Annotated in this window: 12 protein-coding genes; 7 read left to right on the forward strand and 5 right to left on the reverse strand. The window is 40.5% G+C overall.

Annotated features, from left to right (window positions below; genetic code table 11):
• The first annotated feature begins 302 nt into the window (after nt 1-302).
• The 3 genes from H6G76_RS09770 (at nt 303) to truB (ending at nt 4,395) form a co-directional block, all read left to right on the forward strand.
• Complete coding sequence (locus tag H6G76_RS09770) at nt 303-1,232, forward strand: DMT family transporter (protein ID WP_190699040.1); 930 nt, start codon at nt 303-305, stop codon at nt 1,230-1,232.
• Nucleotides 1,233-1,624: 392 nt separating this feature from the next.
• Nucleotides 1,625-3,379, forward strand: a complete 1,755-nt coding sequence (locus tag H6G76_RS09775) for an alpha/beta hydrolase (RefSeq protein ID WP_190699043.1) — start codon at nt 1,625-1,627, stop codon at nt 3,377-3,379.
• Between the two features lie 137 nt (nt 3,380-3,516).
• A complete protein-coding gene (gene truB / locus H6G76_RS09780; protein WP_190699046.1) occupies nt 3,517-4,395 on the forward strand; it encodes a tRNA pseudouridine(55) synthase TruB in 879 nt (292 codons plus the stop codon).
• 277 nt (nt 4,396-4,672) lie between these two features.
• Here the strand turns inward: truB and H6G76_RS09785 are convergent, their stop codons facing one another.
• The 3 genes from H6G76_RS09785 to H6G76_RS09795 all read right to left on the reverse strand — a co-directional run bounded on the left by H6G76_RS09785 (nt 4,673) and on the right by H6G76_RS09795 (nt 6,888).
• Entirely contained in the window at nt 4,673-5,371 is a 699-nt protein-coding gene (locus H6G76_RS09785) for a J domain-containing protein (protein WP_190699049.1), read from the reverse strand.
• A 158-nt stretch (nt 5,372-5,529) separates the two neighbouring features.
• Nucleotides 5,530-6,123 (reverse strand): ATP-dependent Clp protease proteolytic subunit, encoded by a 594-nt coding sequence (locus tag H6G76_RS09790; protein ID WP_190699052.1) that lies wholly within the window; start codon nt 6,121-6,123, stop codon nt 5,530-5,532.
• A 102-nt stretch (nt 6,124-6,225) separates the two neighbouring features.
• Complete coding sequence (locus H6G76_RS09795; RefSeq protein ID WP_190699053.1) at nt 6,226-6,888, reverse strand: ATP-dependent Clp protease proteolytic subunit; 663 nt, start codon at nt 6,886-6,888, stop codon at nt 6,226-6,228.
• A gap of 234 nt (nt 6,889-7,122) precedes the next feature.
• On the opposite strand from H6G76_RS09795, the gene H6G76_RS09800 reads away from it, so the two are divergent.
• From H6G76_RS09800 to H6G76_RS09810, 3 genes are read left to right on the forward strand one after another with little or no spacing between them, the layout of a single operon-like run.
• Entirely contained in the window at nt 7,123-8,379 is a 1,257-nt protein-coding gene (locus tag H6G76_RS09800) for a VWA domain-containing protein (RefSeq protein WP_190699056.1), read from the forward strand.
• Nucleotides 8,376-9,659, forward strand: a complete 1,284-nt coding sequence (locus tag H6G76_RS09805) for a VWA domain-containing protein (protein ID WP_190699059.1) — start codon at nt 8,376-8,378, stop codon at nt 9,657-9,659. The genes H6G76_RS09800 and H6G76_RS09805 overlap by 4 nt, the downstream gene beginning before the upstream one ends.
• 25 nt (nt 9,660-9,684) lie before the next feature.
• Nucleotides 9,685-10,071 carry a VOC family protein gene (locus tag H6G76_RS09810; RefSeq protein ID WP_190699061.1) on the forward strand — a complete coding sequence of 129 codons (387 nt, stop codon included), beginning with the start codon at nt 9,685-9,687 and terminating at the stop codon, nt 10,069-10,071.
• A 14-nt stretch (nt 10,072-10,085) separates the two neighbouring features.
• On the opposite strand, the gene H6G76_RS09815 is transcribed toward H6G76_RS09810, so the two are convergent.
• A complete protein-coding gene (locus H6G76_RS09815) occupies nt 10,086-10,274 on the reverse strand; it encodes a hypothetical protein (RefSeq protein ID WP_190699063.1) in 189 nt (62 codons plus the stop codon).
• A gap of 49 nt (nt 10,275-10,323) precedes the next feature.
• On the opposite strand from H6G76_RS09815, the gene H6G76_RS09820 reads away from it, so the two are divergent.
• Nucleotides 10,324-11,097, forward strand: coding sequence for an Rpn family recombination-promoting nuclease/putative transposase (locus H6G76_RS09820; protein ID WP_190699066.1), 774 nt, complete (start codon nt 10,324-10,326; stop codon nt 11,095-11,097).
• Between the two features lie 216 nt (nt 11,098-11,313).
• Here H6G76_RS09820 and H6G76_RS09825 read toward each other — a convergent pair whose 3' ends face one another.
• Nucleotides 11,314-12,390, reverse strand: a complete 1,077-nt coding sequence (locus H6G76_RS09825; protein ID WP_190699068.1) for a PIN/TRAM domain-containing protein — start codon at nt 12,388-12,390, stop codon at nt 11,314-11,316.
• Nucleotides 12,391-12,625 lie beyond the last annotated feature (235 nt).

The following is a 12,625-nucleotide window of genomic DNA, read 5'->3' on the forward strand; positions in this document are numbered from 1 at the left end:
AAGTAAACAATTAGGCTAGTAACAAGTGTTAACAAACTTATAAACAATATAACTCTCACGTTTTTTGTTATTCAAAAATATAGATGTGCGACTTGATCAAATAATTTTTGCGTTAAAAAGCTTATCATAATTGGTTTGATTTTTTAATATTTATATACATCAACTGAATAAACTTTATATTATTATTGATTTTGGTTAATAATATCTTTGATAATCTACTTTAAAAAGCATTTAGAAGTAAAATATTTTTTTTGAATCATCATTATTTAACATAAAAGTTAGAGTTTTGATACCATAAATAAATGTCACTACATCAAAACTCTGGTCGCTGGCGTTTAGGGCTAGCCTTATCTCTCCTAACAGTCTTATTGTGGGGAATCTTACCTATTGCGCTAGCAGTGGTATTACAAGCACTTGATGTTTACACAGTTGTTTGGTTTCGCTTTTTGGTGTCTTTCGTACTGCTGGCTACTTATTTAGGCGTACGAGGAGAATTACCAAAGTTAAGACAAATACATTCTAATTCTGGGAAATTATTAGCGATCGCTGCAATTATGTTAGCAGCTAATTATTTCTTATTTATGCAAGGTCTAGGGCTGACATCTCCAGCAAATGCGGAAGTTCTAATTCAACTATCTACTCTTTTATTAGGCTTAGGCGGGTTAGTAATTTTTCAAGAACGTTATACGCTCCAGCAATGGCTTGGTGTCGGTATACTGACCTGTGGTTATGTTGTGTTTTTCCGTGAGCAACTAACAAATTTAATAACAGCGCATGGGACATATATTTTTGGTAGTGGTTTGATAGTTTTGGGCGCAGCCGTTTGGGCTATTTACGCCTTGGCACAAAAGCAATTGTTACAATCATTATCTTCTTCTAATATCATGATGATGATTTACGGGTTATGTACTTTATTGCTTACACCCTTTGCTACACCAGAGGCTATTTTTAAATTAAATGGTTTACATTTAGGCACATTAATTTTTTGTGGTTTAAATACATTAATTGCTTACGGTGCTTTTGCGGAGTCATTAGAACATTGGGAAGCATCCAGAGTCAGTGCCGTGTTAGCTCTAGCACCTATTGTGACATTAATGGCAGTTGAGTTAGTGGCAATATTTACACCTACACTAATTCCGCCAGAGAATATTACCTTGATAGGTATTTTGGGTGCAGGTTTAGTAGTAGCTGGTTCTATGGCGATCGCGTTAGGAAAAAGCTTTAATAGATAACTATTGCAAAGTTTAAATGTAGTCTAAATTACAATCAAGTTTGTCTATAGCAACTCTAAATGATATTCAAACAAATTTATTGCCTATTGCCTATTGCCTGCCCCCATGAATAATTTGTAAATTAAATATGATTGCTATATCCGCAAGTTACATTACATATTCACATATACCGAGGCAGAGTAATTTTTTATTTGTTATGATTTCTGAGGCTGTGCAATCTGATTTCGTAATCACCTCATGTCTATACTGGAGAACTCAAGGCACGGATATTAAGCTGTTTGAATCTCCAAATATTACAAATTAAGTATTACGAGTTACAAATTACTTTAATAGGGTGCTTGCATAACTACCAAAGCCAACATCCCGTGAAACATCACCGAAACAGTTGAGCGATGAATAGTTTGTTTGGTAATTGGGCCAGCACCCTGAAAAAAAATTCGCTCTTGCTGGTTCCATCACTTCTGCTGCCAATATTTGGTATTAATACATCTGTAAAAGCAGCAGAAAGAGTTTATGTATCATATTCTGCTTTAGAGCTATCAATTTCTGTAGCTGCTTTGGAAAACTATGCCAAAAAAGGTGTTGTTGATCATGAATTAGCAATTTATCAACAATATCTATCACCAAAACAGTTTCAGGAATTGCAGCGAATTTTAATCACGCCTGTAAAATCTAGTCCGGTGATAGTAGGACAATTTCTCTCGACACCGCAAGGAGAATCTTTGCTACGCCGTTTTGCAGAGGTAATTCAAAGTAAATCGCCTCAGATGCAACCAGAATTGGATAATATGCGTTCAGCGTTGGTTCTCGCGCTTGCAGAACCAGAAGGTTTAAATTTATTGAATCTGTTACGCAAGTATCCAGCTAACAATATCCGCATTGATTTAGGGCGTAGCTTTGCTATAGCTGGAGAACTAGAAGATATTGTCAAAGCAACTAATGAGGCGATCGCTAAAGTCACACAAAGGTCTAATCTAGAAGCTGTGACGATCCCCAAGCCGAGCAATCTTTCACAGTTAGCCGACTTACAAAAGCCAGGAAGCTTTAAATCTAATAAATATACATTAAATTTTTTTGACTACACCCGCAATAGATTATTACTCACTGATATTTATATTCCTAATGTTTTCCGTCCTACATCAGTCATTGTAATTTCTCACGGTTTGGGTACAGATAGCAGTAACTTTCAATATTTAGCCACCCACTTAGCTTCTTATGGATTTGCTGTTGTAGTTCCTAACCATCCAGCAGGTGATACCAAAGAATTATTCACTGCTAATGAATTTACAGATAGACCTTTAGATATTAAATATATGCTGAATCAGCTAGAGAAAGATTTGCGATTTAAAAGCAGACTAAATCTGCAACAAGTAGGTATTTTTGGTCAATCTTTTGGTGGTTACACGGCATTAGCTTTAGCAGGGGCAAAAATTAATTTTGAGCAGTTAGCACAAGATTGTCAAAGCGCAACCCTGCATCAAACTTGGAATATGTCGTTACTGTTTCAATGTCGCGCTTTGGAATTAAAAAATCGAGCCAATATCAATTTACAAGATACCAGAGTCAAAGCAGCGATCGCAGTTAGTCCAGTTACAAGTTCGATTTTTGGTAAGGCTGGTTTAAGCCAAATCCAAACGCCTGTTATGATTTTCGCTAGTAGTAACGATACCGTTGCACCAGCGTTAAATGAGCAAATTATCCCTTTCTCGTGGCTTGCTAATTCCCAAAAATATCTGATAACGCTTGTTGGCGGAACCCACTTCTCAACTATTGGTGATAGCAACTCTGCATCTGGGCAAATACAACTACCCTCAGATGTCGTTGGGGATGCTTCCCAAGCACGTCGCTACATCAATACTTTCAGTTTGCCTTTCTTTCAAACTTATATTGCTAAAAAGCCACAATACATCTCTTACCTGCATCCAGCTTACGCGCAAAAGATTTCTAGCCCATCTCTGGGTTTAAATCTTGTCCAATCTCTTAGTACTGTGGAAATTAGTAGCCAATTCCACAAAGCCCCAGTCTCACAAGCAGAATGGCCTTACGCCATAGTCTACTTTGGATTTTGGTTGTTGAATAAGGGTCAAGATTTACTGATGGGTAACGGACAATCGAACCACCGAGGCGCAGAGGACACGGAGAAATAAGAGGTTTGGAGAGTCAAGCGATCGCTAACTTAGAATTAGAACGTCAGCGCAATGCAGCATTAGCCGCAAAGTTACGAGAATTAGGCATAGATCCCGATGCTAGTTAAAATAGGGATTTGGTACTCAAAATTACTACTGTGCAAGGTTTTCTTAACTTAAACAAGCCCTTTGGCTGGACTTCTCACGATTGTGTAGCGCGGGTGCGAAAACTGCTGCGCCTCAAACGGGTAGGACACGCTGGAACTTTAGATCCGGCTGCGACTGGAGTTTTACCCGTGGCGTTGGGTAAAGCCACTAGATTATTGCAATATCTGCCATCAGACAAAGCTTACAACGCTACGATTAGATTTGGTGTCCGCACTACAACTGATGATTTGCAAGGCGAAATTATCGTTTCACAACCTTGTGCTGATTTGAGTTTAGCCCAGGTTAAAACTGCACTCAGCCAATTTCAAGGCAAGATTGAACAAATACCGCCAATGTATAGTGCAATTCAAGTTGAAGGTAAACGCCTGTATGATTTGGCGCGTCAAGGTGAAACGGTAGAAGTTCCGGTAAGGACTGTAGAAATTTTTAGTACAGAAATTTTAGACTGGCGAGAAGGGGATTTTCCAGAATTAGATGTGGCGATCGCCTGTGGTAGTGGTACATATATTAGAGCGATCGCTCGTGACTTAGGTGCAGCCTTAAATACTGGTGGAACTCTTGCCGCTTTAACACGTACGCAAAGCAGTGGTTTTCACTTAAGTAATAGTCTGACTGTGACCCAGTTAGAAGCCCAATTGCAAGCAGGGACATTTCAACCTACTCTGCCTGATGTCGCTTTACAGCATTTGCCTACTGTGACTCTACCTGGGAATCTGGCTCAAAAATGGTGTCAAGGGCAGAAAATTTCTATTGAGGCTGATATTTCTGGTGTTGTGCGCGTATATGAAGATGAAACGCGATTTTTAGGGATTGGACAATTAGAAAAAGAAGTCTTGGTTCCACTTATGGTATTTGAACCAATTTCTTAAACATAAATACTCAAAAATCTGTCTGTAGACGTAGACGGATAGCACCTAGCTACTTGTATAAAAAAAGGATAGCCAGTAAAATGAAACAATACTGGCTATCTTGTAATTGTTTCCTGTTAAGTGTATTTTATCAATGTCTAGAAACATTGGTGACTGATTACTGGTGACTTTACCAAAAAATAAAATTTAATGGTTACATCAACGTACCATCTTTATATGCAAGACTGGCTAAAACTAGCTCTCGCTATCTCTTGGGTTGTGTAGCATTCAGGGCATCTCAAAAAATCTGTTCTATTTTCTGAAAATCACGTTGTACCTCATTCCACAAAGCTTTGTTATTAGGGTCTGTTTTTAAAGCTTTTTTCAGGTAAATTCTGGCTTTGAGGACTTGATTTTCGTTAATTAAGGTTCTTCCCCAAATTTGATAGGCGATCGCTAGCCATTGGCGGACTTCTGCATCTTTAGGCAAACGGTCTACCAATGCTTCGGCCAGTGCGATCGCCTGGGGAAATCTTTTTTCTTTTAAAAATCTTTGGAGTTGCTCGTAAGTCTTCCACTTCAGCCGTTGTTCGATTTCCGCAATATTGGCTGGTGGTGTATTTGGCTTTTGGGTAGCAACTGTAGTTTTGGGCGCAGTCTCTTGACGAGTCGCCTTTGGTTTCTCACGTCTAGAAACAACTGTTTCAGTAACGACAGTTGTTTTTGGTGCTGTTTCTTGACGAGTCACCGTTGGTTCTTCACGTCTAGGCGTGAACGACTGATTTGACGGCTTTTCGACTGTTTCTTCTGGCGGTACTACCGTTAAGAGCAGCCTATAAGCTTCCGTCAAGGCAATAAACTTATCTTTAGCTTTTTTGTCATCCGGGTTGATATCGGGATGATATTGCTGCGCCAGTCGTCTGTAAGACGTTTTGATTTCCGCAAAAGAGGCTCCCGACCTTAAACCTAATAAACGGTAGCAATCTCCTAGATCCATTTCGAGCTATCAGCCATCTAATATAAAGCTAGCAGCTGTATGCTGTTAGCCTAAGGTTTTAATGATAAACGCTAATCTTCTAATTTATAGTTCAAACTAGACAATTTTGTAAAAGAGTAGGGAATAGTGAATTGTTCCGACTCCCTACTCTCTTACTTCTAGATTCGTTCTTCAATTACACGGTCAATTAAACCGTATTCTTTAGCTTCTTGAGCAGACATAAAAAAGTCACGATCCATGTCTTTCTCAATCTTCGCTAAAGGCTGACCAGTATTTTGAGCGTAAATGTTATTGAGTTGATGACGAATCCGCAGAATTTCTCTGGCTTCAATTTCAATATCAGTGGCTTGTCCACGGGTACCACCAGAAGGCTGGTGAATCATAATCCGGGAATGAGGTAATGCCAACCGCTTGCCTTTAGTACCAGCAGTCAACAAGAAAGAACCCATTGAAGCAGCTAGACCAACACAAATGGTTACAACATCAGATTTGATGTGCTGCATCGTATCATATATTGCCAACCCAGATGTGACCATACCACCAGGAGAATTGATATACAAATATATATCTTTTCCTGGATCTTCTGAATCCAGATAGAGCATTACCGCAATGATTTGGTTAGCAATTTCATCATCAACATCCCTACCCAAGAAAATAATTCGTTCCCGGTAGAGGCGATCGTAAATGCTAATCCAATCTGTGAACTGCCCTCCGGGCATCCGGTAAGGAACTTTAGGAACGCCGATAGGCATTTTCTTTACTCCGTTTGTGATTTAGTAATTATTTAAAGGAAGAGGAAACAGGAAATTTAATTTTTTCTACCTCCTGCCTCCTGCCTCCTGCCTTCTGCCTTCTTAAAGGACACTAGCAGGCAGTGGTGGATTGGCGAGTTCTTCTTTTTCAAACACGCGGTCGATTAAACCGTAGTCCCTAGCTTGGTAAGGACTCATGTAGAAGAGACGATCCATGTCTTTGGTAATTTTTTCTACCGACTGTCCGGTGGTGCGAGAGAGAATCTCAAGCATCGATGCCTTGTTCGCCAGAACTTCCTTCGCCCGAATCTGAATATCCGTTGCTTGACCTTGGGCGTAGCTCTTGGGCTGGTGCAGGATAATGCTAGAGTTGGGTAAGCTGGCGCGACAGCCTTTAGTACCAGCACTCAGTAGCATTGCCGCCATACCCATCGCAGAGCCGATACAGATGGTGTGGATGGGTGGCTTAATGTATTTCATTGTGTCAAAAATGGCGAAGGCTTCGGTTTCAAAGCCAACTGGGTCGCCACTGTAACCGGAAGTACCGGTCGAGTTGATATAGATTTTAATAGGTTTTTCGGGATCGTCTGACTGCAAATACAAAAGTTGCGCCACAATCAATTCTGTGACAGCAGGCACCAGTGGCATTCCCAGATAGACAATTCGCTCCTTTAAAAGTAGAGAGGGTAAATCTGGCGGCGGTGTCCGGTAGAAGTTATCGCCGTAGTATTGGGCTTGAACAGCCTTGATGGGGGAAATGTCCATAGCAACTGATCGCCTGAATTATGCCGTTAACTGTAATACATCCTAGCGTGATGCCAGCTTTCATCAGGTGCGGTTTCCTCGCTAATGGGCGAGATAGCTGGCATCTGCTAAAGCTAGGCTTCTAAGATATTGTGAATATCTTAATCGATCTGGGCAGAATCAGTTTTCCGTATCGCTGATTTGGTAATTTGAAGTTATTTATATGTATATGTCCTGTGTTAGGAAGTTTGGGTTATGAAGGTCAATTTGCAGCCTGCCCTGAATGATGGAAATGTTGATGCTAATCAAACCAGCAGCCAGCGTCAGCTGTCGGTTTCGGTTTCTGCGATCGCAGAAATTCAAGACCGTAAACTCCCGATTAATTTATGTTTAATTCTTGACCATAGCGGTTCGATGAATGGCCGACCACTAGAAACGGTCAAAAAAGCCGCTAGTTTGTTAGTTGACAAACTCAAGCCTAGCGATCGCCTCAGTGTGGTAGTCTTCGATCATCGAGCAAAAGTCTTGATCCCCAATCAATCTGTTGAAGACCCAGAACAAATCAAAAAGCAAATTAACCGCTTATCTGCTGATGGCGGGACTGCAATTGACGAAGGTTTGCGCTTGGCAATTGAAGAGTTAGCCAAAGGCAAAAAAGATAGAATTTCCCAAGCTTTCTTGTTAACAGATGGCGAAAATGAGCATGGCGATAATAGTCGCTGTTTTAAGTTCGCCCAGTTAGCTGCTGGCTACAATTTGACTTTGAACACTTTGGGCTTTGGCGACAACTGGAACCAGGATGTTTTAGAAAGAATTGCCGATGCTGGTTTAGGTACTTTATCTTATATTCAAAAACCCGATCAAGCCGTAAATGAGTTTAGCCGCTTATTCAGCCGGATTCAAACTGTCGGCTTAACTAATGCTTATCTTTTATTTTCCTTAATGCCTAATGTGCGACTGGCAGAACTCAAACCCATCGCCCAAGTTTACCCAGACACTATCGAACTCCCTTTCCAACAAGAAGCAGATGGACGCTTTGCAATCCGCTTAGGCGATTTAATGAAAGATGTAGAACGAGTAATTTTAGCTAATATTTATCTGGGACAGTTGCCCGAAGGTAAACAGGCGATCGCAAATGTTCAAATTCGCTATGATGACCCTGCACAAAATCAAACTGGGTTATTTACGCCTAATATGCCTGTGTATGGAAATGTTACCAGGGCTTACCAACCGGATATTAATCCTCAGGTGCAGCAATCGATTTTGGCTTTAGCTAAGTATCGCCAAACCCAACTCGCAGAAGCAAAATTGCAACAAGGCGATCGCGCTGGCGCAGCCACCATGCTGCAAACTGCTGCTAAAACTGCTTTGCAAATGGGAGATACAAGTGCAGCCACGGTTTTGCAAACTTCTGCCACTCAACTGCAATCTGGCGGAAATTTAAGCGAAAGCGATCGCAAGAAAACCAGAATTGTCTCGAAAACTGTGTTGCAAGTTAACCCACCGCAATGAAAGTTCAATTGTTCTGGTCGCTCAATGATAGTAACGTTGATGTGGCTCAAAAGAGCAGCCAACGTCAATTAGCAATTTCGATTTCTGCGTTTGCCGATCAGTTTGAGGAGCGTTTGCCGCTCAATTTATGCTTAATTCTAGATAAAAGCGGTTCCATGCATGGCAAGCCTATGCAAACTGTAATTAAAGCAGTAGAGCAATTATTAGATAGATTACAGCCAGGCGATCGCATCTCAATTGTCGCCTTTGCTGGTTCGGCAGAAGTGATTATTCCTCACCAAGTAGTTCACGATCCCAGCAGCATCAAATCGCAGTTGAAAGACAAACTCAACGCCAGTGGTGGTACAGCCATTGCAGAGGGTTTGCAGTTGGGAATCACAGAACTCATGCAAGGTGCAAAAGGTGCTGTTTCCCAAGCCTTTCTCCTTACCGATGGACATGGTGAAAGCAGTTTGCGGCTTTGGAAGTGGGAAATCGGCACAGATGACAATAAACGCTGTTTAGAATTAGCGCAAAAGGCAGCTAAAATCAACCTGACAATCAATACTCTAGGATTTGGCAATAACTGGAACCAGGATTTACTAGAAAAAATTGCCGATGCTGGCGGCGGAACTTTAGCTTATATTGAGCATCCAGAACAAGCAGTAGAGCAATTTAGCCGTTTGTTTGGTCGAATCCAATCAGTAGGGCTAACAAATGCTTATTTGCTGTTTTCCTTTGTGCCTAACGTCCGACTCGCAGAACTCAAACCCATCGCGCAAGTTTCCCCAGATACTATTGAGTTACCAGTACAGCCAGAAACTAGTGGCGGCTTTGCTGTGCGTTTAGGCGATTTGATGCAGGATTTAGAACGGGTAGTTTTGGCGAATATCTATCTGGGACAATTACCAGAAGGGGAACAAGTGATTGGGCATATTCAAATTCGCTACGATGACCCAGTAAGGAAGCAAGAGAGTATACTGTCACCGCTTGTGCCAATATATGCAAACATAGTTAAGAAATATCAACCTGCATTAAATACTCAAGTACAGCAGTCAATTTTGACTTTAGCTAAGTATCGCCAAACCCAGTTAGCCGAAGTGAAATTACAACAAGGCGATCGCATTGGTGCAGCAACCATGCTGCAAACTGCTGCCAAAACCGCCTTGCAAATCGGAGATACCAACGCCGCATCTATCCTACAAACATCCGCCACGCGTCTGCAAGCTGGCGAAGAACTCTCCTCAGCCGAACTGAAAAAGACGCGGATTGTCTCGAAAACAGTTTTACAAGATTCATAGTTATATTTTATTTCTAAAAAATATTATGAAAACAACTGGTATTCATCATGTAGCTATCATTTGTTCTAACTATGAACGCTCTAAAAAGTTTTATGTGGAAGTTTTAGGTTTTTCTATTATTCAAGAGACATTTCGTGCAGAGCGGAATTCTTATAAATTAGATTTGCGTGTAGGCGAAAATAGCCAAATTGAGTTATTCTCTTTCCCAAATCCTCCTCAAAGGCCAAGCCAACCTGAAGCTTGTGGTTTACGGCATTTGGCATTTAAAGTTAACAATATTGAGCAAGCTGTGATTGACTTAAAATCTCATAATCTTGATGTAGAAAATATTAGGATTGATGAAATTACCGGTAAAAAATTTACTTTCTTCAAAGACCCAGACAATCTACCTTTAGAGATTTACGAGCTTTAATTTGAAATTGAAAGTTACTTTTTATTCTTTTTAGCTTTCCAAGTACCGCCATAAACATAAAAAGGGTTATCTGTACTAATTATTGGCCAACATTCAGGACAGACAAAAACCCATTCGCCGTCTTCTTTATATTTAACCCTATATAACATGGGTGCAGGTTGACTACAAAGTTCGCACAATTTAACTCGAATGGAACCTGGCATTTTTTGTACACTTGTAAAGCATTTACACACCAGTTGATAAAATTGCAATATGTTTGACAACATTTGCAAATTTCTGGCTGAAAACTTTTCTGCTGACTTCGCTACTTGGTTGTTAGGAGAACCCATCATCCTAACAGAACTTAGTCCTTCAGAATTATCTCTTGAACCTATTCGTGCTGATGCGCTAATTCTGCTACAGTCAGCACAAAATGTTTTGCATCTAGAATTTCAAACCCAGACTGATCCTGAAATTCCCTTTCGGATGCTAGATTATCGGGTTCGCGTTTATCGCCGCTTCCCAGATAAGGCGATGAATCAAGTTGTAATTTATCTCAAACCAACAAATTCAGAGTTAGCGCGACAAAATATATTTAGTATTCCTGGAACCCGCCATGAATTTCAAGTTATCAGGCTTTGGGAAGAACCAGCCGAAGTCTTCTTGCGAACGCCAGGACTTTTACCTTTTGCAGCCTTGAGTAACACAGATGACCCGGAATCAATACTTAACGATGTGGCGCAACAAATTAACAGGATAAATGAATTAAAAACTCAAAGTCATATAGCTGCCTCTACCGCAATTTTAGCTGGTTTAGTATTAGATCAAGAGGTCATCAAAAGAATTTTGAGGTCAGATATTATGCGTGAATCAGTAATTTATCAAGACATTTTAGCTGAGGGTAAAGCTGAAGGTAAAGCCGAAGGTAAAGCTGAAGCTTTAATGGAAGTTGCCAGAAATTTAATTAATACTGGTATGCCATTAGAACAAATAGCACAAGTTACAGGCTTATCAATAGAGCAAATACAGTCTTTACAAGCTGGGTAGAAAGCATGAATTTAAACACCTTTCGAGAAACACAGGCAATAGGCAATAGGCAATAAGGCAATAAGGCAATAAGAAAAGAAATTGTGTTTCTTCTATATTTTGCTAGTGGCGTGAGCCGTTAGTAGGATGTTCATTAAATAAATAATCGGTGCAGTTAACCTGCACCGATATTACGCGCTGATAGATGATTTAATTTGAATTGAACAGGCATTTCCCTCACGCCAATGCTGAAGCTTGGGGTTTGGCAAAAATCATGCGTCCGGCGGAAGTTTGTAACGCGCTGGTGACTACTACTCGCAGTTCACCGCCTACATAACTGCTACCTTCTTCCACAACGACCATTGTGCCATCGTCTAGATAGCCTATACCTTGACTAGGTTCTTTCCCTTCTTTGAGAATTTTGAGGTCTAAGTAGTCGCCTGGTAAGTAGGTAGGACGCACGGCGTTAACTAAATCGTTAACGTTCAAAACAGGTACTTTCTGCACGCTAGCAACTTTAGATAAGTTGTAGTCATTGGTTAGCAATGTAGCGTTGATTTCTTGGGCAAAGCGGACTAATTTCGCATCGACTGTGGGAATATCATCGTAGTCTATGGAATTAATTAAGATGCGATCGGGGTAAGCTTCTTTAATCCGGTTGAGAATTTCTAACCCGCGTCTTCCCCGCACCCGTTTTTGGTCTTTACTTGCATCAGCTACTTGTTGCAATTCCTGTAAAACAAATTGTGGCACGATAATTTGCCCTTCTAAAAACCCAGTTTCTAGTAGTGCTTCAATACGACCATCAATAATACAGCTAGTATCTAAAACTTTGGTATTAGCAGGTTTTAATGTACCTTCTACTACCATTGTTTCCACAGTGTTCGGATTGATTAACCTTAACAATCCTCGCCCGTGGGTATCTGCCAAATTCATGCCAGTAACAGCTAGAATAATACTGCCCACAACTGCTACCAAGGGCTTAATAAAACTAAAATCTGGTGGTATGGGTAGCAAAAATAGCGGAGCCAGCATTAAGTTTGCTAGCAGTAACCCAATGACTAATCCAATAGCACGAGTTAAGATAACTTCGAGTGGCATTTCGCGGACTTGTGCTTCTAGGCGGCGGTAGGTCGTCTGGAAACTTAGTCCAACTGCACCGCCAATAATGGCGGCAAAGACGGCAACTGTTAGGCGTAAAGCTTCTAGGTTGGTGACTCGATCTAGCGTGCCATCAGGTAGCAGATCGGTGCTGTAGAAACCTATGCCTGCTGCTGCCAGGATGAATGAGAGAATAATAATGGCATCCAGCATGGTTGTGTTGTTTTCCTGCAATTGTTTGACCTGATAAAGTCAAATTTCTTTGATTTCATCGCAAAAGGGAATAATCAATATTGACTTAGGCTAAGGGTTTAAGCAGGGAATATCTGCAAATATTATAACTAAAGAGCTTTATTTTAATATTTTTCATGGTTTTGTTGTAAAACGATAAGAAATCGTAAAAAATCTAATTATTTTTGTAATTTGTAATTCTTAGTTAAGTTAAGTA

It is taken from the genome of Nostoc sp. FACHB-152, assembly GCF_014697475.1.
In the GTDB taxonomy this organism is placed as follows: Bacteria; Cyanobacteriota; Cyanobacteriia; order Cyanobacteriales; family Nostocaceae; genus Nostoc_B.

What these genes read in the sequence shown, in the direction of transcription:
- H6G76_RS09770 (WP_190699040.1), top strand. Translation starts at nt 303, where the DNA reads ATGTCACTACATCAAAACTCTGGTCGCTGGCGTTTAGGGCTAGCCTTA.
- H6G76_RS09775 (WP_190699043.1), top strand. Translation starts at nt 1,625, where the DNA reads ATGAATAGTTTGTTTGGTAATTGGGCCAGCACCCTGAAAAAAAATTCG.
- H6G76_RS09785 (WP_190699049.1), bottom strand. Translation starts at nt 5,371, where the DNA reads ATGGATCTAGGAGATTGCTACCGTTTATTAGGTTTAAGGTCGGGAGCC.
- H6G76_RS09790 (WP_190699052.1), bottom strand. Translation starts at nt 6,123, where the DNA reads ATGCCTATCGGCGTTCCTAAAGTTCCTTACCGGATGCCCGGAGGGCAG.
- H6G76_RS09795 (WP_190699053.1), bottom strand. Translation starts at nt 6,888, where the DNA reads ATGGACATTTCCCCCATCAAGGCTGTTCAAGCCCAATACTACGGCGAT.
- H6G76_RS09800 (WP_190699056.1), top strand. Translation starts at nt 7,123, where the DNA reads ATGAAGGTCAATTTGCAGCCTGCCCTGAATGATGGAAATGTTGATGCT.
- H6G76_RS09805 (WP_190699059.1), top strand. Translation starts at nt 8,376, where the DNA reads ATGAAAGTTCAATTGTTCTGGTCGCTCAATGATAGTAACGTTGATGTG.
- H6G76_RS09810 (WP_190699061.1), top strand. Translation starts at nt 9,685, where the DNA reads ATGAAAACAACTGGTATTCATCATGTAGCTATCATTTGTTCTAACTAT.
- H6G76_RS09815 (WP_190699063.1), bottom strand. Translation starts at nt 10,274, where the DNA reads ATGCCAGGTTCCATTCGAGTTAAATTGTGCGAACTTTGTAGTCAACCT.
- H6G76_RS09820 (WP_190699066.1), top strand. Translation starts at nt 10,324, where the DNA reads ATGTTTGACAACATTTGCAAATTTCTGGCTGAAAACTTTTCTGCTGAC.
- H6G76_RS09825 (WP_190699068.1), bottom strand. Translation starts at nt 12,390, where the DNA reads ATGCTGGATGCCATTATTATTCTCTCATTCATCCTGGCAGCAGCAGGC.